At 69.6% G+C, this 21,214-nt stretch carries 19 protein-coding genes and 1 pseudogene; 10 read left to right on the top strand and 10 right to left on the bottom strand.

Going from position 1 to position 21,214, the window contains the following annotated elements; translation table 11 throughout:
- The first annotated feature begins 45 nt into the window (after positions 1 to 45).
- Positions 46 to 1,026, top strand: coding sequence for an acyl-ACP desaturase (locus ACZ6I3_RS05640; protein ID WP_469412002.1), 981 nt, complete (start codon positions 46 to 48; stop codon positions 1,024 to 1,026).
- 77 nt (positions 1,027 to 1,103) lie between these two features.
- Here ACZ6I3_RS05640 and ACZ6I3_RS05635 read toward each other — a convergent pair whose 3' ends face one another.
- Complete coding sequence (locus tag ACZ6I3_RS05635) at positions 1,104 to 1,349, bottom strand: WhiB family transcriptional regulator (RefSeq protein ID WP_399016725.1); 246 nt, start codon at positions 1,347 to 1,349, stop codon at positions 1,104 to 1,106.
- Between the two features lie 222 nt (positions 1,350 to 1,571).
- Here ACZ6I3_RS05635 and ACZ6I3_RS05630 point away from each other — a divergent pair, with 222 nt between their 5' ends.
- Positions 1,572 to 2,357 carry a VOC family protein gene (locus ACZ6I3_RS05630; RefSeq protein WP_469412001.1) on the top strand — a complete coding sequence of 262 codons (786 nt, stop codon included), beginning with the start codon at positions 1,572 to 1,574 and terminating at the stop codon, positions 2,355 to 2,357.
- A 304-nt stretch (positions 2,358 to 2,661) separates the two neighbouring features.
- Here the strand turns inward: ACZ6I3_RS05630 and ACZ6I3_RS05625 are convergent, their stop codons facing one another.
- Together ACZ6I3_RS05625 and ACZ6I3_RS05620 are read right to left on the bottom strand one after the other, a co-directional pair.
- The gene (locus tag ACZ6I3_RS05625) at positions 2,662 to 3,711 is read right to left on the bottom strand and encodes a LacI family DNA-binding transcriptional regulator (RefSeq protein WP_469411999.1); all 1,050 of its coding nucleotides are present in this window, start codon (positions 3,709 to 3,711) and stop codon (positions 2,662 to 2,664) included.
- 81 nt (positions 3,712 to 3,792) lie between these two features.
- Positions 3,793 to 4,773: a multicopper oxidase domain-containing protein gene (locus tag ACZ6I3_RS05620; RefSeq protein WP_469411998.1), complete on the bottom strand. Its 981-nt coding sequence runs from the start codon at positions 4,771 to 4,773 to the stop codon at positions 3,793 to 3,795.
- 189 nt (positions 4,774 to 4,962) lie between these two features.
- On the opposite strand from ACZ6I3_RS05620, the gene ACZ6I3_RS05615 reads away from it, so the two are divergent.
- Both ACZ6I3_RS05615 and ACZ6I3_RS05610 read left to right on the top strand, forming a co-directional pair.
- Positions 4,963 to 7,440 (top strand): ThuA domain-containing protein, encoded by a 2,478-nt coding sequence (locus ACZ6I3_RS05615; protein ID WP_469411997.1) that lies wholly within the window; start codon positions 4,963 to 4,965, stop codon positions 7,438 to 7,440.
- 47 nt (positions 7,441 to 7,487) lie between these two features.
- A complete protein-coding gene (locus tag ACZ6I3_RS05610) occupies positions 7,488 to 9,629 on the top strand; it encodes an OmpL47-type beta-barrel domain-containing protein (RefSeq protein WP_469412471.1) in 2,142 nt (713 codons plus the stop codon).
- Here ACZ6I3_RS05610 and ligD read toward each other — a convergent pair.
- From ligD to ACZ6I3_RS05585, 5 genes are all read right to left on the bottom strand, one after another.
- Complete coding sequence (ligD, locus tag ACZ6I3_RS05605; protein ID WP_469411996.1) at positions 9,616 to 10,647, bottom strand: non-homologous end-joining DNA ligase; 1,032 nt, start codon at positions 10,645 to 10,647, stop codon at positions 9,616 to 9,618. The genes ACZ6I3_RS05610 and ligD overlap by 14 nt on opposite strands.
- Before the next feature lie 52 nt (positions 10,648 to 10,699).
- Positions 10,700 to 12,460 carry a SpoIIE family protein phosphatase gene (locus ACZ6I3_RS05600; RefSeq protein WP_469411994.1) on the bottom strand — a complete coding sequence of 587 codons (1,761 nt, stop codon included), beginning with the start codon at positions 12,458 to 12,460 and terminating at the stop codon, positions 10,700 to 10,702.
- A gap of 625 nt (positions 12,461 to 13,085) precedes the next feature.
- A complete protein-coding gene (locus ACZ6I3_RS05595) occupies positions 13,086 to 13,946 on the bottom strand; it encodes a hypothetical protein (protein WP_469411992.1) in 861 nt (286 codons plus the stop codon).
- Positions 13,943 to 14,257 (bottom strand): PadR family transcriptional regulator, encoded by a 315-nt coding sequence (locus ACZ6I3_RS05590; RefSeq protein ID WP_469411990.1) that lies wholly within the window; start codon positions 14,255 to 14,257, stop codon positions 13,943 to 13,945. Before ACZ6I3_RS05590 ends, ACZ6I3_RS05595 begins: the two co-directional genes overlap by 4 nt.
- A 302-nt stretch (positions 14,258 to 14,559) precedes the next feature.
- Complete coding sequence (locus ACZ6I3_RS05585; protein WP_469411988.1) at positions 14,560 to 14,766, bottom strand: hypothetical protein; 207 nt, start codon at positions 14,764 to 14,766, stop codon at positions 14,560 to 14,562.
- A 154-nt stretch (positions 14,767 to 14,920) separates the two neighbouring features.
- Between ACZ6I3_RS05585 and ACZ6I3_RS05580 the strand changes: the two genes are divergently transcribed.
- From ACZ6I3_RS05580 to ACZ6I3_RS05570, 3 genes and pseudogenes are all read left to right on the top strand, one after another.
- Positions 14,921 to 15,661: a DUF6879 family protein gene (locus ACZ6I3_RS05580; protein WP_469411987.1), complete on the top strand. Its 741-nt coding sequence runs from the start codon at positions 14,921 to 14,923 to the stop codon at positions 15,659 to 15,661.
- 17 nt (positions 15,662 to 15,678) lie between these two features.
- Complete coding sequence (locus ACZ6I3_RS05575) at positions 15,679 to 16,521, top strand: helix-turn-helix domain-containing protein (protein ID WP_469411985.1); 843 nt, start codon at positions 15,679 to 15,681, stop codon at positions 16,519 to 16,521.
- A 152-nt stretch (positions 16,522 to 16,673) separates the two neighbouring features.
- Positions 16,674 to 16,817 (top strand): annotated as a pseudogene (locus ACZ6I3_RS05570) (N-terminal phage integrase SAM-like domain-containing protein); the annotation flags it as partial.
- A gap of 435 nt (positions 16,818 to 17,252) precedes the next feature.
- Here ACZ6I3_RS05570 and ACZ6I3_RS05565 read toward each other — a convergent pair.
- Complete coding sequence (locus ACZ6I3_RS05565; RefSeq protein WP_469412506.1) at positions 17,253 to 17,390, bottom strand: hypothetical protein; 138 nt, start codon at positions 17,388 to 17,390, stop codon at positions 17,253 to 17,255.
- On the opposite strand from ACZ6I3_RS05565, the gene ACZ6I3_RS05560 reads away from it, so the two are divergent.
- Together ACZ6I3_RS05560 and ACZ6I3_RS05555 are read left to right on the top strand one after the other, a co-directional pair.
- Entirely contained in the window at positions 17,327 to 17,563 is a 237-nt protein-coding gene (locus tag ACZ6I3_RS05560; protein WP_469411983.1) for a tyrosine-type recombinase/integrase, read from the top strand. The two genes, ACZ6I3_RS05565 and ACZ6I3_RS05560, sit on opposite strands and share 64 nt — an antisense overlap.
- A 187-nt stretch (positions 17,564 to 17,750) precedes the next feature.
- Positions 17,751 to 18,815 (top strand): ATP-dependent DNA ligase, encoded by a 1,065-nt coding sequence (locus ACZ6I3_RS05555; RefSeq protein WP_469411982.1) that lies wholly within the window; start codon positions 17,751 to 17,753, stop codon positions 18,813 to 18,815.
- A gap of 7 nt (positions 18,816 to 18,822) precedes the next feature.
- Here ACZ6I3_RS05555 and ACZ6I3_RS05550 read toward each other — a convergent pair whose 3' ends face one another.
- Positions 18,823 to 20,013 carry a zinc-dependent alcohol dehydrogenase gene (locus tag ACZ6I3_RS05550; protein WP_469411980.1) on the bottom strand — a complete coding sequence of 397 codons (1,191 nt, stop codon included), beginning with the start codon at positions 20,011 to 20,013 and terminating at the stop codon, positions 18,823 to 18,825.
- Positions 20,014 to 20,232: 219 nt separating this feature from the next.
- Between ACZ6I3_RS05550 and ACZ6I3_RS05545 the strand changes: the two genes are divergently transcribed.
- A complete protein-coding gene (locus tag ACZ6I3_RS05545; protein WP_469411978.1) occupies positions 20,233 to 21,213 on the top strand; it encodes a DUF3048 domain-containing protein in 981 nt (326 codons plus the stop codon).
- Position 21,214: the final 1 nt, after the last annotated feature.

Raw genomic sequence — 21,214 nt, 5'->3', positions numbered from 1 at the left:
GTAAGTTACCGCTCGCCGCTCGTACGCACGTCCCCTGGAGAGTCCATGACGATCGCCACTCCCCATCTCGGCAGCCCCGCCGGCGCCTGGACCGACGCCCAGCTGCTGTACGCGCTGGAGGAAGTGGTCGAGAAGGAACTCAACCGGCATCTGCAGGTCACCAAGGACTGGATGCCGCACGAGTACGTGCCGTGGAGCGACGGGCGCAACTTCCCCGGCTTCTTCGAGGACGGCGAGGCGTGGGAGAAGGAGCAGTCCCAGGTCACCGAGATCGGCCGCATCGCACTCATCGTCAATCTTCTGACCGAGGACAACCTCCCCAGCTACCACCACGAGATCGCCTCGCTCTTCGGCCGTGACGGCGCCTGGGGCACCTGGGTGCACCGCTGGACGGCGGAGGAGGGCCGGCACGGCATCGTGATGCGGGACTACCTGCTCACCTCGCGCGCCGTGGACCCGGACAAGCTGGAGCAGTTCCGCATGTCCCACATGAGCGAGGGCTTCGAGTCGGACAACCGCCACTCGATGCTGCACTCCATCGCCTATGTCGCCTTCCAGGAGCTGGCCACCCGCATCTCGCACCGCAACACCGGCCACCAGTCCGGTGACCCGGTCTGCGACCGCATGCTGGCCCGTATCGCGACCGACGAGAACCTGCACATGGTCTTCTACCGCAACCTGCTCAAGTCGGCGTTCCAGCTCGCGCCCGACCTGACGATGCAGGCGGTGCGGGACGTGGTCGTGAACTTCCGGATGCCCGGTCACGGCATCCCCGGCTTCGAGCGGGCCGCCGCGCAGATGGCGATCGGCGAGGTCTACAACATGCGCATCCACCACGACGACGTGCTCCAGCCCGTGCTGCGCTTCCTGAAGATCATGGAGATCGACGGCCTGGGCCCCGAGGGCCGCAAGGCGCAGGAGGAACTGGGCCTGTTCATGGGCGGCCTGGACTCCGAGGCGTCGAAGTTCGACGAGAAGCTGGCCGCGCGCAAGGCCCGCATGGCGGCCCGGGCGGCCGGGGCCTGACCCGGTAGACCGATCCACACGCCGTGCCCCCTGGCAGGACGTCCTCTGCCAGGGGGCTCTCGCGTGCGACCGGCCTGCTAGCTCGACCTGCGCCGCAGCTCCAGCCGTTCCTTCTCCGACATGCCGCCCCAGACGCCGAAACGCTCGTCGTTGTCCAGCGCGTACTCGAGGCACTCCGTACGGATCGGGCACAGGCCGCAGATCCGCTTCGCCTCCCGCACCGAACTGCCCGGTTCGGGGAAGAAGAAGTCCGCCCCGGTCTGCGCACACAACGCTTCCTGCTGCCAGGCGAGTTCGGGCGAGGTGATGGTGTCGATGTGCATGACCAGAAGCCTCGCGGGCGGCGAAAAACGTTCGATCAACGCGGGATCAACACCGCGTTCATGCCCCGGCCGCTCCGATCATCACCTCTTCGACGAGCCGACGCACGGCGGCGCGCGGGAACGTCGCGCACCACGCCCCGGCGGGTGCTCCGGCGGCGGTTGTCAGTGGGCGGTGCGAGACTCGGCAGAGAGACGACGGGACCCTGTGCGAGGAGGGCGGCCATGCTCACCACCCGTTATGTCACCGGCGCTCCGAACTGGATCGATGTCGGCACCCCCGACATCGACGGTGCCGCCGCCTTCTACGGGGACCTGTTCGGCTGGGCGTTCCAGCCGGGCGACCCCGAGGTCGGAGGGTACGGTCTCTTCCAGCTCGGCGGCAGAACCGCCGCCGGCGGCATGCAGACCACGCCGGAGCAGGGCCCGCCCTCCTGGACGGTGTACTTCCAGGCCCCGGACGCGGACGCCACGGCGAAGGCGACCGGGCAGGCGCGCGGCTCGGTGCTGGTGCGGCCGATGGACGTGCTGGACCTGGGGCGCATGGCGATCCTCGCCGACCGGGCGGGGGTCTCGTTCGGCCTGTGGCAGCCGGGCCGGAACAAGGGCCTGGACGTCGTCCAGGAGCACGGTTCGCTGTGCTGGGTGGAGCTGTACACCGCCGACGTCCCCGCCTCGGCCGCCTTCTACCAGTCCGTGCTCGGCCTGGAGACCTTCGGCGTCGAGTTCCCCGGCGGCGCCTACACCACCTTCGTCCCCGCCGGAGAGCCCGAGGACGCCATGTTCGGTGGCGTCGTGGCGCTGGCCGACGACCCGGTCGAGGAGGAGGCGTACTGGCTGCCGTACTTCGAGGTCACCGACCCTGACGCCCTCGTCGCCCGGGCCCGGGAGCGGGGCGCCACGATCCGCCTGCCCGCCACGGACCTGCCGGGCGTCGGCCGCCTCGCCAAGCTCGCCGACCCGTACGGGGCGCGCTTCGCGGTGATCCGCAGCGAGCCGCACGTGACCTGAGGCCGACCCCTGGCGTGATTCCGGTCGCGCCCCGGCCGAACCATGTCCTGGGCGCGGTGCCGGTCGCCCCGGGCCATCCCGTCCCCCGGCGAGGTGCCGGCCGGCCCGGGCCACCGGCTCTTGGCGTGGCGCCACCCGCACCGGGAGCCGGACCTTGACCGCGCGCGGTGCCGGCCGGCCCGGGCCACCCCGCCCCCCGGCGAGGTGCCGACCGACCGGCGCCGCTCCGCATCCCGGAGTGACGCAGGCCGGCCCGGCTCCCGGCGCGGCTGGGGCAGCCCCGTTCCCCCACCGCGCCGACCGGCTACGCCGACGCCCGCCGGACCAGCGTCGTCGGCAGGACCACGCTGGAGGGCGTGTCTCCGGCGCCCTCGTCCGAGGCCGGGTGTGGGGTGCCTCGGTCGAGGTCGCGCAGCAGCAGGCGGGCCATCAGGCGGCCCATCTCCTCGATGTCCTGACGGACCGTCGTGAGGGGCGGGTCGGTCTGTTCCGCGACGGGCAGCATGTCGTCGAAGCCGATCACCGCGATGTCGTCGGGGACGCGGCGGCCGGACTCGCGCAGGACGCGCAGGGCACCGGAGGCGGTGAGGTCGTTGGCGGCGAACACCGCGTCCACGTCCGGGCAGCGGTCGAGGAGTTCGCGCATCGCGCGCTCTCCCCCGGCCGGGGTGAAGTCGCCCTCGGCGATCAGCCGCGGGTCGGCGTCGGCCATGACGTCCCGGTAGCCGTCGAGCCGGTCCGCCGCCGAGGTCTGGTCGAGTGCGCCGGTGATGTGCGCGATCCGGGTGCGGCCGAGGCCGGCCAGGTGGCGGACGGCGTCGCGGGCACCGCCGCGGTTGTCGCTGTCGACGTACACCACGCCCTGCCGGTCGCCGCTCCAGCCGGGCCGGCCGCCGAAGACGGTGGGAATGCCCGCCCGCTGGATCAGCTCCGGCAGCGGGTCGTCGAGATGCAGGGAGAAGACGAGGGCCCCGTCGACATGCCCGCCGGCCAGATACCGGCCGACCCGGGCATGATCGTCCCGGCCCTCCGTGAGCAGCAGGACGAGCTGGTTGTCGTGGGCCGTGAGCTCCTTGCTGATGCCGCGCAGCTGGAGCGCGAAGAACGGGTCGGCGAAGACCCGGGTCTCCGGTTCGGCGACGACGACCGCGATCGCGTCGTGCCGCCGGGTCACCAGGGAACGGGCGGCCTGGTTGGGCACGTACCCGAGTTCGTCCACGGCCTTGCGGACCCGCTCCACGAGAACGTCCCGCACCCCGTCCCCGCCGTTGACCACGCGCGAGACGGTGGCCCGCGAGACACCGGCCCGGGCGGCCACGGCCTCCAGAGTGGGACGCGGCGCGGTGTCGGTCACTTCGGGGCTCCTCATCTGCGGTTGCGGATCAGGATAGCCCCGGGAGCGAGAGGTGGTGAGAGCGCTCTCGCCCCGCGTCCCTCAGTGCTCGTGCGCCTGCTGCTCCCCTTCGTGTCGCCCGTGCTCGTGCGGCTCGTACCCGGGGATCGTCCCGTCCGGCTTCTTCACGAGGAACAGCCCCACCATTCCCATGTCGGAGTGGCTCTGCACATGGCAGTGGTACATCCAGGCCCCGGCGCCGACCCCCTCCCCCGCGATCACCTGGAAGCCGAAGGAGTCGGCCGGTCCGGTGATCTTGTTGTCGATGACCTGGCTGGGGTCGTCTGGGCCGGTCAGCATGCCGGTGCGGTTGTCCGCCCAGCGATGACCGTGCATATGGAACGTGTGGTAGAACTCGCCGTGCGTGATCACGGCGAACTCGACGCGATCCCCCACCGTGGCCTCGAAGTTCGGCCCGGAGTGCGGCGGCTTGTTGTTGATGCGCATGTCGTTGAAGACGACCGTGTGCGTCCGGTCGGGCAGGACGTCTCCCTTGCGGCGGACGATGACGGCGCCGAACAGGCCTTTCTGCAGTCCCACCGTGCCGTGTTCCGTGCCGACGACATGGTCGTGGTAGTGCCAGTAACCCGCGCTGCCCGCCCGCCAGGTGCCGTCCTTGCGGCGGCCGGGGGCGTGGGTGCGCCAGGTGTAGGTGCGGGTGCCACCCGGTTCGACATGGCTGCGGTTCATCTTCGTGCCGTCGCTGGTGATCTCGTAGTCCAGGCCGTGGACGTGCAGACTCACCGCCACGTCCATGGTGTTCTCGAACTCGACGTGCAGGGTGTCGCCTTCGTTGAGCTCGATCAGCGGGCCGGGGACGCTCGCCTTGCCCTGCTCCAGGCCGTAGCCCATCTGGCCGTCGGCGAGCTTCTCGGCGTACAGCTTGATGCGCTTCACCTCGCCGCCGGCGGGTGCCGTCTTCGCCGGTCCGTCGACGCTCACGGCCTCCGGCGCCACCGACAACGATGTCGCGACGGCCGCGCCGCCCAGCAGGACCCGCCGGTTGAAGCTGCGTCTGTCCATGCGGAACTCCCCACCCTGGTAAGGCTTTTACAGAGGCGTACCTGTGATGAACCTGTGCGACGGTACCGGCCGCGCTCCCGTTTATCCACACTCAAGACAAAGTTGGAGCCATCCCGGTCATAGGTATTGGCGAGCCGAGCAAAGGGGTTTAGCTTCCTTGGCGGTGTTGCTGTGACCGAGGAGGTGCCCATGCACTTACGAGGGTTGAGCAAGGGAAGACGTGTCTGGGCGGCCTCCGTGGCCGCCGGAGTCGTGACCGCCGGACTGCTGTCAGGGCCGGCCGCGAACGCGAGACCGTATCCGGAACCCCCGCTGACAACGATGTCGATCAAGTCGCCGCCGGGCGGCGCGAATGTACGAGTGCTGCTCTTCCACGGTTCCGCGGCGGCCGGGGAGGAGTCCCCGGTCGTGAACGCCGGGATCGAGGCGATCGAGAAGATCGGGCTCTCGGGCCCGGCGAACCGCCGCTTCAAGGTCCAGGCCACGGCCGACGCCTCGGTGTTCACCGACGAGACGAGGCTCGGCCGCTTCAACACGATCGTGTTCCTGACCGGCGGGGGCGATGTCCTCGACGCGGAGCAGGAGGCGGGCCTTGAGGCGTACATGGAGGCCGGCGGCGGGTTCGTCGGCCTTCATGACGCGGCGCGCGCGGAGCCGTACTCCGACTGGTTCACCGGACTGGTGGGAGCCCGCCCGGCCGCGTCGAGCCCCTCGGCCGCGCAGCGGGCGACCGTCGAGGTCGGCGACCGCAGGCACCCGGCCACCAAGGACCTGCCGGTGCAGTGGAAGCACCCGGACAAGTGGCTGAACTGGGCGAAGAACCCGTCGGGTGACGTGCATACGGTGGCCCGGGTACGGGAGTCGAGCTACCAGCCCGGGACGGGCGCCAACGGCTGGGACCACCCGGTCAGCTGGTGCCGTGACTACGACGGCGGCCGCTCCTTCTACACCGGCATGGGCGGCACGGTGTCGTCGTACGACGAGACCGACTTCCGTGCCCATCTGCGCGGCGCGCTGCTGTGGACGACCCGGCTGGAGCAGGCCGACTGCAAGGCGACCATCAACGCCAACTACCAGGCGGAACGGCTGACCAAGCCCAACCAGCCGGGGCAGAACGACCAGATCGGCGAACCGCACGGGCTGGTCACCGCGCCCGACGGCCGGGTGTTCTACATCGGCCGGGGCGGCGCCGACTCCTCGCAGCCGGTGGTCACGGACTGGAACAACCCCGACATCGGCAAGGGCAAGGGCGAGATCCACGTCTACGACCCGAAGACCAAGCAGGTCACGCTCGCGGGTGCGCTCACCGTCTTCGGCAACAAGGGCGGCGGCGACGAGCTGATCAAGGTCGAGGAAGGGCTGCTCGGTATCGAGCTGGACCCGGGGTTCGCGCAGAACGGCTGGGTGTATCTCCACTACACGCCCCACTCCGGGATCAACCGCGACACCCGGATGGCCGAGCGTCGCGTCTCCCGCTTCACGCTCGACCAGGCCACCAACAAGCTGGACCTGGCCAGTGAGAAGGTGCTGCTGAAGTGGCCGGTGCAGATTCACAGTTGCTGCCACTCGGGCGGCGGGATGGCCTGGGACTCGAAGGGCAATCTCTACATCGCCACCGGTGACAACAACTCCAGCGGGTTCAGCTCCGGTTACTCGGGCAACAACCCTCAGCCGAACTACAAGGGCGTCTCCTTCGCGGACGCGCGCCGTACCGCCGGCAACACCAACAACCTCAACGGCAAGATCCTGCGCATCCACCCGGAGCAGGACGGGACGTTCACGCTTCCCGAGGGCAACCTCTTCACCGGGAAGGAGACCGACGAGGGCGGCGGCAAGACCCGCGGCGAGATCTATGTGATGGGGGTCAGGAACCCCGCGCGTATCTTCGTCGACAAGTCGACCGACGTGCTCTACGCGGGCTGGGTCGGCCCGGACGCGGGCGCGCCCTCGACGACCTGGGGTCCGGCCAAGTACGACACGTTCGCCGCCATCACCAAGGCGAGCAACCGCGGCTGGCCGTACTGCATGGGCAACAAGCAGCCCTACCGCGACCGCAATCTGCCCGATCCGTCCAAGCCGCTGGGCTGGTACGACTGCGACCGCCCGAAGAACGAGTCGCCGAACAACGACGGCCTGGTCAATCTGCCGCCCGTCACCGGCAACAACATCTGGTACTCGCCGCAGGGCGGGGCGCCGGACTACCCGAGGGACGCGAACGGTGTCCCCTCGTACAAGCCGGAGGAGGCGACGTACCGGCTGCCCTGGCTGAAGGGCGGCGGTCAGGCCGCGATGAACGGGCCGGTCTACCGGTACGACGCCGGCAGCACGAGCGCGGCCAAGTGGCCCGCGTACTGGGACGGCAAGTGGTTCGTCGGTGACTTCTACGACGCCGACCAGCCGCGCAACGCGGTGGTCATGGACCCGAAGACGCAGGGCGACGGCGGTCTGCCGGTGCACTCGGAGTCGCTGAAGAAGATCGTGCCGATCGGCAACGACGGCATCAAGAACCTCATGGACTGGAGGTTCGGTCCGGACGGTGCGCTGTACGTCCTCGACTACGGCCGCGGCTTCTTCACCTCGGACTCCAGGTCGGCCCTGTGGCGGGTCACCTACAAGGGCGGCGGGCCGACCCCGGCCGCCGACCAGCTGGCGAGGGGGACCGAGTGATCCGGCACCGAAGAATCTGGGCCGCCCTGCTGGCCGCCCTGCTCGTGATGCTCGGCGTGCAGGCGATGCCGGCGTCCGGGCAGCCGAAGGCGAAGGCCGCCGAACAGGTCCTCACCTGGACGGCCGGCAACGACATCGACAAATACCTCTCGGCGCCGAAGACGGCGGTCGCGGGCACGGCCACGATCGTGTTCGAGAACAGCGTGGCCACCGGCAACACCACGGGCATGCCGCACACGCTGACGTTCGTGACGAGCGATCCCGAGTTCAACGACGACGTGCAGCTCAACATCATGGCCAACCCGAACGACGCCCAGGGCGGCAAGTACACCGCCCAGGTCACGCTCACGCCCGGCCGGTACTTCTACCACTGCACGATCCCCGGCCACGGCCAGATGCAGGGCATTCTCACCGTGACCGAGGGCACCGGCGAGGACACCACGGCGCCCGAGGCGTCGGCCCATGTGAGCGGGACGCAGAACACGCAGGGCGAGTACGTCGGCTCGGCGAGCGTGGCGCTGCACGCGACCGACGAGGGCGGCTCGGGCGTCGAGAGGATCGAGTACGCGATCGGTGACACGGGTGCCTGGCAGCCGTACACCGCGCCGGTCGTCGTCGACCAGGTCGGCGCCCACAAGGTCCGCTATCGCGCCTTCGACAAGGCGGGGAACGTCTCCACCGAGAAAAGCGCCGTGTTCACGGTCGTGGCGCCGCAGTCGGACGACACCACCGCGCCGGAGACCTCGGCGACGGTGAGCGGTGAGCGCGATCCCGACGGGGCGTACATCGACATGGCGACGGTCACCGTCTCCGCCTCCGACACGGGTTCCGGCGTCAACACGATCGAGTACGCGGTCGGCACCGGCGCCTGGCAGCCGTACACCGCGCCGGTGATGGTGCACCAGGTCGGCACCCACACCGTCCGCTACCGCGCCACCGACAAGGCGGGCAACGTCGCGGCCGAGAAGAGCGTGCAGTTCAAGGTCGTCGCGGCACCGCCGCAGGACACCACGCCGCCGGTGACGGGTGTGACCGTGGACGGTACGAAGAATTCCGCCGGGGCGTACGTCAACAGCGCGCGGGTGACCGTCACGGCGACCGACGCGCACGGCTCGGGCGTCGAGAGGATCGAGTACTCGCTCGACGGCGGGCCGTATCTCGTCTACTCGGCCCCCGTGGTGGTCGACCGGGCCGGCGGGCACACGGTGGCCTACCGGGCGAGCGACAAGGCCGGCAACACCGCGGCGGCGCGCACCGTGACCTTCACGGTCGTCTCCGGGCAGGTCCCCGCGCCCGACTGCCCGGAGTACGACGAGCGGTTGACGGTGATCGTCGGCTCGGTCGACTCCGGAGTGCGCAACCGGGTGACCGATAACCGGTGCCGGATCGGCGAGCTGATCGAGGACGAGAAGGAGTGGACGTCCCACGCGCTGTTCCTCAAGCATGTGACGTCCGTCCTCGACGCGCTGCTCAAGGAGGGCGTGCTCGACCAGCGCGAGTACAACGCCGTCCGGAAGGCCGCCCGCCAGTCCGGCATCGGCAAGCCGGGGCAGACCGAGGGCTATCGCGCGCTCTTCGACGGCAGCGCGGAGTCGCTGGCCAAGTGGCGCCAGGTGGGCGGCGGTTCGTTCGGGCTGAACGCCGACGGGACGATCACCTCCAGCACCACCACGCCCGGCATGGGCATGCTGTGGTTCCCGGAGCGCAAGTACGGCGATTTCTCGCTGAAGCTCCAGTGGCGTGACGACGCGCCGGGCACGGGCAGCGCCAACTCCGGTGTGTTCGTGCGCTTCCCCTGGGTCCACGACCACCCGGAGGAGTCACGGCCGGAGTGGGTCGCCATCAAGTACGGGCACGAGGTGCAGGTGCTCGACCGGCCCGACGGCGACATGTACAAGACGGGGTCGGTCTACGGCTTCGACCGGGTGGGGCTCGCCGGTGCCGGCGTGACCCAGAAGGGCACCTGGAACGACTACGAGATCCGGGTGGTCGACCAGCACTACTCGGTGTACCGCAACGGTGTGCTGATCAACGAGTTCGACAACACCGGCGGCCAGGCGTTCACCCCGCCCCGCTCGGACGACCCGGGCACGGACGGACGGCGGTTCGCCTCCGGCTACCTCGGGCTCCAGGTGCACGGCACGACGGATGTGGTGTCGTACCGGGACATCCGGATCAAGGAGTTGTAGGCCCTTCGGGCGCCTTCCTGGCCCTGCTCGGCTGTACCCGCCTCGGTTCTCCCGGCATCTTCGGATACTCGGGCGGGTACGGCAGGTCCCCCAGCCCGTGGTCGTGCTCGTCGCGGCGGGCGAGGTCGAGCAGGGTCTCCAGCGAGTAGCGGTGGTCGTCCATGTCCGCGTGCACGTCGCCGAGTTCGGCGAAGCGCGCGGGCATGGTCGCGAGGTCGAAGTCCTGGGGGTGCGCGACCCCCACCTCGTCCCAGCTCAGGGGCGCGGAGACGGGGGCGTGCGGGCGGGGCCGTACCGAGTAGGCGGAGGCGATCGTGCGGTCGCGTGCCGTCTGGTTGTAGTCGACGAAGATGCGGCTGCCCCGCTCCTCCTTCCACCACTTGATGGTGACCTGGTCCGGCATGCGCCTCTCCAGCTCCCGGCCGACGGCGATGGCGGCGCGCCGGACCTGGGTGAAGGTCCAGCGCGGTTCGATGGGCACGAAGACGTGCAGGCCCCGGCCGCCCGAGGTCTTGGGGAAGCCGCGCAGTCCGCCGAACTCGTCGAGCACCGCCCTCAGTTCGTGGGCGGCGCGGGCGGCGTCGTCGTAGTCGGTGCCGGGCTGCGGGTCGAGGTCGATGCGGAGTTCGTCCGGGTGGTCGACGTCGTCGCGGCGAACCGGCCAGGGGTGGAAGGTGAGGGTGCCGAACTGGGCGGCCCACACCACCGCTCCGACCTCGGTGGGGCACATCTCGTCGGCGCTGCGGCCGCTGGGGAAGGTGATGTGCGCGGTCGGGATCCAGTCGGGCATGTTCTTGGGCGCCCGTTTCTGGAAGAAGTTCTCGCCGTTCAGCCCCTCGGGGTAGCGCTCCAGGGTCGTGGGCCGGTCGCGCAGGGCGCGCAGGATGCCGGGGCCGACGGCGATGTAGTAGCGGGCGAGGTCCAGCTTGGTGAAGCCGCGCTCCGGGAAGAACATCTTGTCCGGGCTGGACAGCCGTACGGTCCGGCCTCCCGCCTCCAGTTCCACCGCGTCACCCATGCTCGCCACGGTAGGCGCAGCGCGTGGGCCTCGCATGCGGAGCGTTCGGGCGTCACCGGGCGCGCAGACGGGTGGCGAGCAGGGTGACGTCGTCCTCGGTGGTGCCGTGCACGAGGCGGGCGAGGAGCGCGTCGACGACGCTCTCCAGGGAGCCGTCGAGGTCGAGGCGCAGATGGGTCAGGCGGCGCAGCGAGGCGTCGATGTCCCTGCGGCGGTCCTCGATCAGACCGTCGGTGTACATGAGCAGCACGGTTCCGGGCCGCACCGGAAGGGTCACTGCCTCGTAGCCGCCGATGTCGGTGCCGAGGGGCGGCCCGGTCGGGACGTGCACGAGTTCGGCCGGGGCGTCGGGGTGCAGCAGCACGGGCGGCGGGTGTCCGGCGCCGGCGAAGGTGCAGGTGCCCCGGCCGGGGTCGACGAGGGCGAGCAGACAGGTGGCCACCCGGTCGAGGCCGATGCTCGCCAGCCGGTGGTCGGCCTCCTGGAGGATCCGTTCGACGGGGGCTCCGGAGGCGGCGATGGTGCGCAGCAGGGAGCGGTACTGGCTCATGGCGACGGCGGCGGTGAAGCCGTGGCCCATGACGTCGCCCATCACCTGGAGGGTGCGGCCGCAGGGCAGGGCCATCGAGTCGAACCAGTCCCCGCCGACGAGGGCGCGCTGCCCGGCGGGGAGGTAGCGGGAGGCGGTCTCGATGTCGGGGTGGGGGCCGCCGGGCTCGGACAGCAGGGCGCGTTGGAGTTCCAGGGCCATGCTGTGTTCGAGGGTGTACTGCCGGGCGTTGTCGATGGCGACGGCGGCACGGGCGGCCAGTTCCTGGGCCACCACCACGTCCTCGTCGGTGAACGGCGCGGAATCGCCGGCCCGGAGCAGGTACAGGACACCGACCGGGTGCTCCCGTGTCGGCAGCGGGACCACGACGATGGAGTGGACCCCGAGTTCGCGGACCACCTCCAGGTCGAGTGGTGTGCGCAGCATCTTAAGCAGCACGTCGTCCGAGGCCAGGTTCCCGACCCACGGGCGGCCGGTGTCCAGGCAGCTCCGGACCGGCGAGTCGCGCGGGACGTCGAAGTAGTAGCCGCTCTTCGCGGTCAGTCCGATGCGGGCGACGATGTCCGGGCCGCCCGCCGAGGCCATGATGCGCAGCCGGAGGACGCCGGGAGCCGGCGGCGGCAGGTCGTCGGCCCCCTCCGTGTCCACGATCCGCACGGACGCCCGGTCGGCCAGGCTCGGCACGACGAACTCGGCCAGCTCGGTACAGGTCTTCTCGACACACAGGGTCGTTCCCACCCGTGTGGTGGCGGTGTCCAGCAGGGCCAGCCGCTGGTGGTCCCGCTCCAGGTCGTCCAGGTACTGGCGCAGTCCGCTGACCTCCACCGCGATGCCGCACAGCCCGAGAACCCGGTCGCCGTCCTGGAGCCGGTGGTACACCGCGCTCCACTGCCGGCGTCTGAACGGCGAACTCACGTACGTCGTGCCGGTGACGGACAGCGTCCGGGGCCGGCCGTCGCCGAGGATCATGCGCAGGGTGTCCTCCGACCGGTGGATGTCCGGCAGGACCTCGGCGATGGTCCGGCCGTGGAACGCGTCGGGCGGCACTCCGCTCATCCGGGCCATGGCGTCGTTGACGTACCGATAGCGCAGCCGTTCGTCCAGGATGGCCACCGCGGCGGACGTGCCGTCCAGGACATTGCGGAGGATCTTGTACTCGTGGGCTTTCTCGACGGCCTCCGTCGGCGCGTCGGACACGATCGACAGCAGGGCGTCGTCGGCCCCCGAGAAGAGCCACGTCGGCGGATGCTGGTCGAAGCCCATGCGGCTCCTCCTCGTCCCCCTCCCTGATCGGAACACGCCACGGTCCAGTGTGTCGCCCGGGTCGGGGCCGCGCATCCGCAGCTCCCCGGGATCTCGCCCTGACCTGCGGCTTTCGTAGCCCGCTCAACAAGCGGAGCCAGCGGGCGGCTCTTAGAGTCAAGGCATGGATCTCCCGGTGATGCCCCCCGTGCTGCCCATGCTCGCCAAGTCCGTGGCCGCGATCCCCGCCGGTATGCAGTACGAGGCGAAGTGGCAACATACCCACTCCGACCTGCAAAGGTAGGCTTACCGGGTGACCCTCAGGGCACTTCCAGGGCACACAACACAAGGGGCTCTCCTACCCCATCGGCGGAGGAGGGGCCCGCCTAGGTCTGGGGCGCTACTCCTCTCGCTGAAGCGCTTCCTGGCGGGGTTGCACGCGCCGAGCCTGCCCGAGGCGGCCTGGCGTGCGCGGCGGGGCGGGCGGGGGCCGATGTAAGGCCTTCGGGTTCGGGATCCCGCCGCTCATGGCCGGACCGGGTCGCGTAGATCGGCGAACCGGCGGGACTTAGTCAAGCTGACCTAGGCAAGCCCCTCGGCCTGCGCAGGAGAGCAATCTGTGTCGAGCCACATTTTCTTCGCGGCTCTACTCCTCTGATGGAGGGCTCGTGGCCGCGAGTTCGATGCCGCGCACCCGGCGCAGCCATCGGGCCACGACGTAGAGGCCTGCGCCGAGGATGCCGCACGGTTCCCAGACCTCCGTCACGAGGGCCGGAAGGCCGCCGTCACCCACGATGTAGATCGCCTGTGCGCCGACCACGGTGGCGATAACGCCGTTCGTCCGCGAGTCCTTCGAGAGCAGCCAATCGACCGGGTGCCACAGCGGCCGGACCAGATCGTGAAGGCGCATCTTGAGAGCTGCAAGAACGAAGCCTCGGGCAAGGCGTCGCTGCTCACCCGGGAGAAGCGAGACATCGGAGTCGGTGCCAGAGGACAGAATGGCCGTCCACTCATCGCGGAGATGCGGTCGCCTCGGCCCTGCGATCGCTGCAGCAAGCCCTGCCAACCGCTGAGCACGTACCGATGATCGCGACTTCAGCGTCCGAAAGATGGAGCCCAGCCAGAAGAGCAGCACTGCGAAGAATCCAGCAGCGCCATACCGCCACTCGATCAGCTCCATGAGCGTCACCGCTAGGGCCGCCATCCCGAGGAAGATGCCCGCAAAACGGATATTGCGGACGGTTACCGCTCGACTGAACTTCCTCCACTGCGCGCGCCAGTCGATGCCACGCAGCCAGTCATAGATACTCCTACGCTCAGACCAGACGCCCCATGCGACCATCAGCCCCACAAGCAGTATCGGTGCAAAGTCGATCCAGAAGACCCCCGTGGAGAATTCAAGGATCTTCGAAGTGGAGTTGACCGCCTGAGTGATCGCTGGCGAGGCCTCCATCGCCAACAGCAGTGCTGGCCCAGAAGCGGCCACAGCCGAACCAATGCGCTTCAAAGCGCACCCCCAGCAAAGCCCAGGCGGGCCTGACGCTTGCGGCGAGCGTCAAGCGCGGCAACGGCACTCGCGCGACCCGCCCCAGTAAGCTCGTAGTAGCGGCGCGGCGGGCGAGCGGGGTGCGGTTCCGACTCTGCGTAGCTCGCTACCCAACCACGCTCCAGCAGGCGATCCAAGATCGGGTACACGGTGCCGGAGCCGAGGTCCGCGTCACGGCAGATACTCAGCCCCCATGCGGGGGCGTCGTCCGTCGCGGCCAGCAGCACCTCCAGCACGGCAATGGTCGGCTTCGTAAGCCTGGGAGCGGTCATGACTCCATTGGAGCATATGTCGAGTACGACACACCGTCATTTTCTGAAATGCGACTCGGGCGTTGACAGTCCTGGACCTCGTCACGAGTGAACGCCACCGGCATGGTCGCGGACGGCCGTGGCATGTCTGGCAGCCTGGGCGATGCTGCCTGCGTTCTTCGCAGCGTTGAGCTTCCGCCACTCGGACTGACACGTCTTGCAGTCCTTCACGGGCGCGCAGTCCAGCAACCACGCATTGAAGCCCACAGGCAAGACCACGGGGATCGGATCGGGATACGTCTGCCGTCGCTCCCTGTACGCCATCAGAGGATCTCTCCCCGGCTCCGCGCGTTGGCCTCCGCCACTTTCTCGCTCATCCGCGTGAGCGGAGGCAGGTCGGCGCCTTCGGCTGGGATGCCGCCCGGATCGTCGGGGTCCTTGAAGACGCACAACCGCCCGTCAGCGCCGAACAGCTCGATCGCCTCGGCCAGCCGTGCCCTCGCCTCGCTTGTCTGCTGTCGTCGCTCCATGGACTGGACGCTAGAGAGGGAGCGTTGAGGGCCGCGAGGCGATATTCCCGTTTATTCTCTCGCAGAGGCTGGGCATGCATCGACTTTCCCGTACGGCACACGACACGCTGTAGCCCGACAGGTCATCCTTCCATTGAGAGAGGTTGGACGCCCCATGACGCGACGGCTGCGCTTCAACGGCACTGGCTCCGGGAACGACGGCTGCCCTGCCGTACACGAGGACTTGGACACTGGGGAGGTCATCGTCCATGGACCGCCGCTCACCGATCCGGAAGACGTCGCCCGGCTCCGACACCTCGGCGAGGGTGAGGTACCGATCGTTGTACCGCGAGAGCTGCTGGTGGACTGGGGACCCAAGGACGTGACCCGCGAAGCGAAGATCATCGACCTGGACGCCTTCGGCGAGCTGTTCACCACCTTCCAGCACACCGCATGGCGTCTGGAGACCCGGCACCGGTACGCGAGCGACGAAACCACCGACACCTACGCCCAGTTCGTCGAGACCGGCGCGGCACGGTGGGATCTTGACGACCCCTGGTGCGAGAACCGGCGCAGGCAGGCCTCCGAGGGCAAGCGCGTCGAGCGCGTCCGTGTCGTCGACGATCCACCCACCACGGGGCAGCTCTACCTTCTCGACAACGCGAAGCGGAACAGCGCCGTCGGCGAGGAGATCCGGAACCTGTCGCGGGCGGAGGCTCTGCGCCTTCAGCTCCCCGACGAGGACTTCTGGATCTTCGACTCGCGGCTGGTCGCCCTGCTCAACTTCGACGACGCCGACCACCTTGTCGACGTGGAGCTGATCACCGAGCCAGCTGAGGTGGTGCGGTACGCCCAAGTGCGGGACGCCGCCTGGCACTATGCGATGCCGTTCGAAGAGTTCGCGGCAGGACTGTAAGCGTCGAGCGGGTACCGGTGAGCACAGACTTCCAACGGGCGCGGGCGGCCCTCGGCGACAGGCTCCGCGAACTCCGCCGAGCCTGCCCGGACGGCTGTCTCACCGGTACCCAGCTCGCGGAGCTACTGGGCTGGACCCAGTCAAAGGTGTCCAAGCTGGAGAACGGGCGGCAGACCGCGACAGCCGAAGATCTGCGGGCATGGGCCGAGGCGACGGGCAACCCCGAGGCGGCCGGCGAACTGACCGCGCGCTTGAAGGGCCTTGAATCCGACTACCGGTCCTGGCGTCGTCAACTGGCCGCAGGACACCGGCCGGTACAGGACACCTTGAACGCCGAGCATGCCCAGACCAAGGTCTTCCACGCCTGGCAGGGCGCCATGGTCCCAGGTCTTCTCCAGACAGCCGACTACGCTCGGTCGATCTTCACTCGGTACGCCGAACTGCACCGCTCCAAGCGGGACACCGAGGAGGCCGTGCGCGCCCGTTTGAAGCGGCAGGAAGGCTTGTACGACTCCGGCAAGCGGTTCAATATCCTCGTCGGCGAGGCCGGGCTCCGGTCCCTGATATGCCCGCCTTCCGTGCTGGCCGCCCAGCTCGACCGCCTGACGGGGATCGTCGGTCTCGACACCGTGCACCTGGGCGTCATCCCGTTCTCAGCGTCGCTGAAGATCCCGCCCGCGAACGGGTTCGTGATGTACGACGAGCGACTCGTGATCGTCGAGGACTGGCACGCGGAACTGTGGATCAACGACCAGGACAGCGTCTCGACGTACACGCGGGTGTGGACGACCCTGCGCGAGTCGGCCGTGTACGGAGCCGACGCCCAGCGGGTGATCAGCCAGGCGCGACAGGCCCTGTAGCCCCCCCACATACGGGGGCTCTGTGGCCCGTTGCTGCCGCTCGACGCCCCTGGGCTGGGCCTGTCGTGGCACGCACATGACTCAGCCCCCGGCGTGGAGGCAAATGCGCTACCTTCCGGGAAGTCGCCGCCAAATGGCAGACTGCGAGCGGAATACAGCACCGTCCTTCAACGCTCGCGAACACCGACCGCGCCCTGAAGCTGCACATCCTTCCGGCGTTCGGCAACCTGGAAATCGGGGCCATCCGCAAGCCAGACATACAGGCGTGGGTGACCGACCGGGCCGCCGTCCTCGCCCCTTCCACACTCGAAGTCGTGGACGGAACGCTGCGAGCCGTGTTCGCCTGGGCCGTCGGTGAGTACATACCGCTGTCCCCTTGCGACTCCAGAGGCCGCGCGGACCGTGTCCGGCTGCCGACCGTACCGGCGAAGGAGATCGTTCCCCTGTCGGTCGCCCAGGTGTCCGCGCTGGCTGATGCCGCACCCGATCGGTACCGGGCTCCGATCCTGCTGACGGCGGCGTCGGGCTTGCGGCAGGGTGAGCTGTGCGGACTCGAACCGGGGCACGTCCGGGACGGGGAGATCGTCGTACGACAGCAGGTGTCCGTGATCGACGGGAAGGGCGTCTACATCGCTCCTGTGAAGTCGTCCGGTAGCCGCAGGGTGGTACCGGTGCCGGTGGCCGTCACGGACCGCCCTGAGCGCCCACCTGAAGAGGTTCCCGGCACGTTCTCAGGCCATGGCCGACACGACCGACGGCAATCGGCGGGAGCGCCGGGTACGGCTGGTGTTCACGACGGCCGCGGGTGAGCCGGTGCAGCGGTCGCCGTGGGCGAGGACATGGCGGAAGATGGTGGGCGACGCGAACAAGATCCTTGCCGATCAGGGCACAGAGCAGATTCCGGCAGGGACCACGCCTGCATACGCTCCGCCACACGTACGCCTCACTGCTGATCAAGCACGGAGAGTCCGTCAAGGTCGTCCAGAAGCGGCTTGGCCACGCGTCGGCAGCCGTCACGCTGGACGTGTACGGGCATCTGTAGCCCGAACTCGGACGAGTCGACCAGGGCGGCCGTTGAGCAGGGACTGAGCGGCCTCCTCGGGGACGGAACTCGACAAGATCAGGGCACGGATGGAGGCACTCCCCAAGCGGAATCCACCGGAATGGACGACAAAAAATGAGAACGAACTCCCGGGTCACCCTCAGTAGTAAGGGGAGGTGAATGCACCATGGACCTGCCGGTGATGCCCCCCGTGAAGCCGATGCTCGCCAAGTCGGTCGCCAAGATCCCGCCGGGCATGCAGTACGAGGCGAAGTGGGACGGGTTCCGGGCGATCGTGTTCCGCGACCGGGACGAGGTCGAGCTCGGCAGCCGTACGGGCAAGCCGCTGACCAGGTACTTTCCCGAGCTGGTGACGGCCGTGCGGGAGCTGTTGCCGGAGCGCTGTGTGGTGGACGGGGAGATCGTGATCGCGCGGGAGGGGCATCTGGACTTCGACGCGCTGACGGAGCGGATCCATCCGGCGGACTCAAGGGTGCGGATGCTGGCGGAGCGGACGCCGGCCTCGATCGTCGCCTTCGATCTGCTGGCGCTGGGGGACGAGTCGCTGATGGACGTCCCGATGACGGACCGGAGGGAGCGGCTGGCCGGGGAGCTGGCGGAGGTGACGGCGCCGGTGCACCTGGCGCCGGCGACCACCGACATCGAGGTGGCGCGGCAGTGGTTCGAGCAGTACGAGGGGGCGGGCCTGGACGGTGTCATCGCCAAGCCTCTGACGGTGCGCTACCGCCCGGACGAACGCGCGATGTTCAAGATCAAGCACGAGCGCACGGCGGACGTGGTCGTCGCCGGGTACCGCCTGCACAAGAGCGGCCCCGTCGTGGGCTCGCTGCTGCTCGGCCTCTACGACGACCGGGGCACCCTCCAGCACGTGGGCGTGTCCGCGGCCTTCCCGATGAAGCGGCGTGCCGAATTGGTGGAGGAGTTGGAGCCGCTGCGGCTGGACGACGCGGCGGGGCATCCGTGGGCGGCCTGGGCCGAGGAGGCCGCGCACGAGAAGGCCCGGCTGCCCGGGGCGCCGAGCCGCTGGTCGGGCCGGAAGGATCTGTCGTGGGTGCCGCTCAGGCCGGAGCGGGTCGCCGAGGTGGCGTACGACCACATGGAGAACGGGCAGCGTTTCCGGCACACCGCCCGCTTCCGCCGCTGGCGCCCGGACCGGACCCCGGAGAGCTGCACCTACGCGCAACTGCAGGAGCCGGCCCGCTACGACCTGGCGGAGATCCTCGGGGTCTGAGCGAGGCTCAGGGCTGCATCAGCACCTTGACCGCGCCGTCCTGCTTGCGCTGGAACATCTCGTACGCGTGCGGGGCCTCCGACAGCGGCATCCGGTGGGTGGCGAAGTCCTCGACGCCGAGCGGGTCCTCGTCGGTCAGGTACGGGACGATGTCGTCACTCCAGCGGCGGACGTTGGCCTGGCCCATCCGGATCTGGACCTGCTTGTCGAACAGGGTGAGCAGCGGCAGCGGGTCCGCAGTGCCGCCGTAGATGCCGGACAGGGAGATGGTGCCGCCGCGGCGGACCAGGTCGATGGCCATGTGGAGGGCGGCGAGACGGTCGACGCTGAAGCGTTCGGCTATCGGACCGCTCAGCTTGTGGGGCAGGATCGTGGCGGCGTTCTGCACCATGCGGGCGGCCGCGCTGCCGTGGGCCTCCGTGCCGACCGCGTCGATCACGGCGTCGGGGCCGCGGCCGTCGGTCTCGTCGCGGATCGCGGCGACGAGTTCCTTCTCGTCGTCGAAGGACCTGAGGTCGAACGTCTCCACGCCCCGTGCCTTCGCCCGGCGCAGTCGCTCCGGGACCAGCTCCACGCCGAACACCCGTCCGGCGCCCCGGAGCCGGGCGACGCGGCAGGCCATGTCGCCGATGGGCCCGAGGCCGAGCACGGCGACGCTGCCGCCCTGCGGGACCTCGGCGTAGGCGACCGCCTGCCAGGCGGTGGGCAGGACGTCGGAGAGGTAGACGAAACGGTCGTCCGGCGGGCCCTCCGGGACCTTGATCGGGCCGAACTGCGCCTGTGGGACCCGCAGGTACTCGGCCTGGGCACCGGGCACGGCGCCGTACAGGCGGGTGTAGCCGAACAGGGCGGCGCCCATACCCTCACCGCTGACCTGGGTGGTCTCGCACTGGGTGGGCAGGCCGGTGAGGCACATCCAGCAGTTGCCGCAGGCGATCTGGAACGGCACCACGACCCGGTCTCCGGCCTGGAGGTCCGGCACACCGGCGCCGACCTCCTCGACGATGCCCATGGGCTCATGGCCGAGGATGTCCCCCGGTGTCATGAACGGCGTGAGCACTTCGTACAGATGCAGGTCGGACCCGCACAACCCGGTGGAGGTGATGCGGATGATCGCGTCCGTCGGCTCCTGGATCGTCGGATCGGGCACGTTCTCCACCCGCACGTCCCGCTTGCCCTGCCAGGTCACTGCCCTCATCGCCCCGCGCTCCCTCCGTCGGCGTGCGCGTCGGTCGTTTCGGCTCGGCCGTTTCGGAGAGGCCCGGGTACCCGGGTGCCCCGCACTGAACCTTGAGCCGATCGACGGACGCGACAAGGACACCGTCCGCCCAGAAACAATCGGACATGGCCATCAATGCTCAGATAAGCGCACAATCAGAACAAGAAGCTGACATGAGGCGCGGTGGCGACGGTGGGCATGGGACGAGATGCGCGCGGACGGCGGTCCGCGGCGACGGCGGCGCTGCTGGCCGCCACGGTGACGGCGGCCCTGGCGGCGGGCTGCACGAGCGGGGGCGGGCCGCCCGACGACGGGCGGGGCTCGGGCGGCGCGTCGGAGCGCGGCACGTCACCCACGCCGACCGACGGCTCCGTACTCGCCGTCAAGATCGACAACGCCGCCTCGGCCCGCCCGCCCACGGGTGTCGACGCCGCGGACGTGGTGTACGTGGAGCAGGTCGAGGGCGGACTGAGCCGCCTGATGGCGGTGTACGCGACCAAGCTGCCGAAGGCGGTCGGTCCGGTGCGCAGCGCCCGTGAGTCGGATCTGGAGCTGCTGCGCCAGTTCGACCGGCCCACACTCGCCTTCTCCGGCGCCCAGACGAAGCTCCTGCCGCTGATCGACAAGGCACCGCTGCGAACGGCGACGCCGGGCAGCGCCTCCGACGCCTTCTTCCGCGACCCCGACCGGTCCGCCCCGCACAACCTCTATGTGCGGCCCGAGCGGATCGTGCCGCAAGCCCCGGGCCGGTCCGCCCTGACCACCGGCTTCCGCTACGGCTCCGCCCCGGCGGGCGGCACCACGACGGCCTCGCAGACGGTGCGCTATCCGGCGGCCCGCTTCACCTTCACCTGGTCGGACTCCGGGGACCGCTGGCTGGTCGGCATGGACGGCACGCCCGCCACTACGGCGGACGGCAAGCGGATGGCGGCCGCGACGGTCGTCGTGCAGTACGTGAAGGTGCGCGACTCCGCCTTCCGGGACTTCCTCGGCAACAACACGCCGTACACCGAGACGGTGGGCTCGGGAAAGGCGAAGGTGCTGCGCGACGGGCGCGCCCACGACGTGAACTGGGAGCGCGAGGACGCCACGGACGGTACGGCGTTCACCACCCGCGACGGCACACCGGTGAACTTCGCGAAAGGCCAGGTGTGGGTGGTGTACGCCGAGGCGCCCTGAC

This window comes from Streptomyces sp. NPDC041940, assembly GCF_055589465.1.
This window is presented reverse-complemented; position numbering and strand designations above follow the sequence as displayed.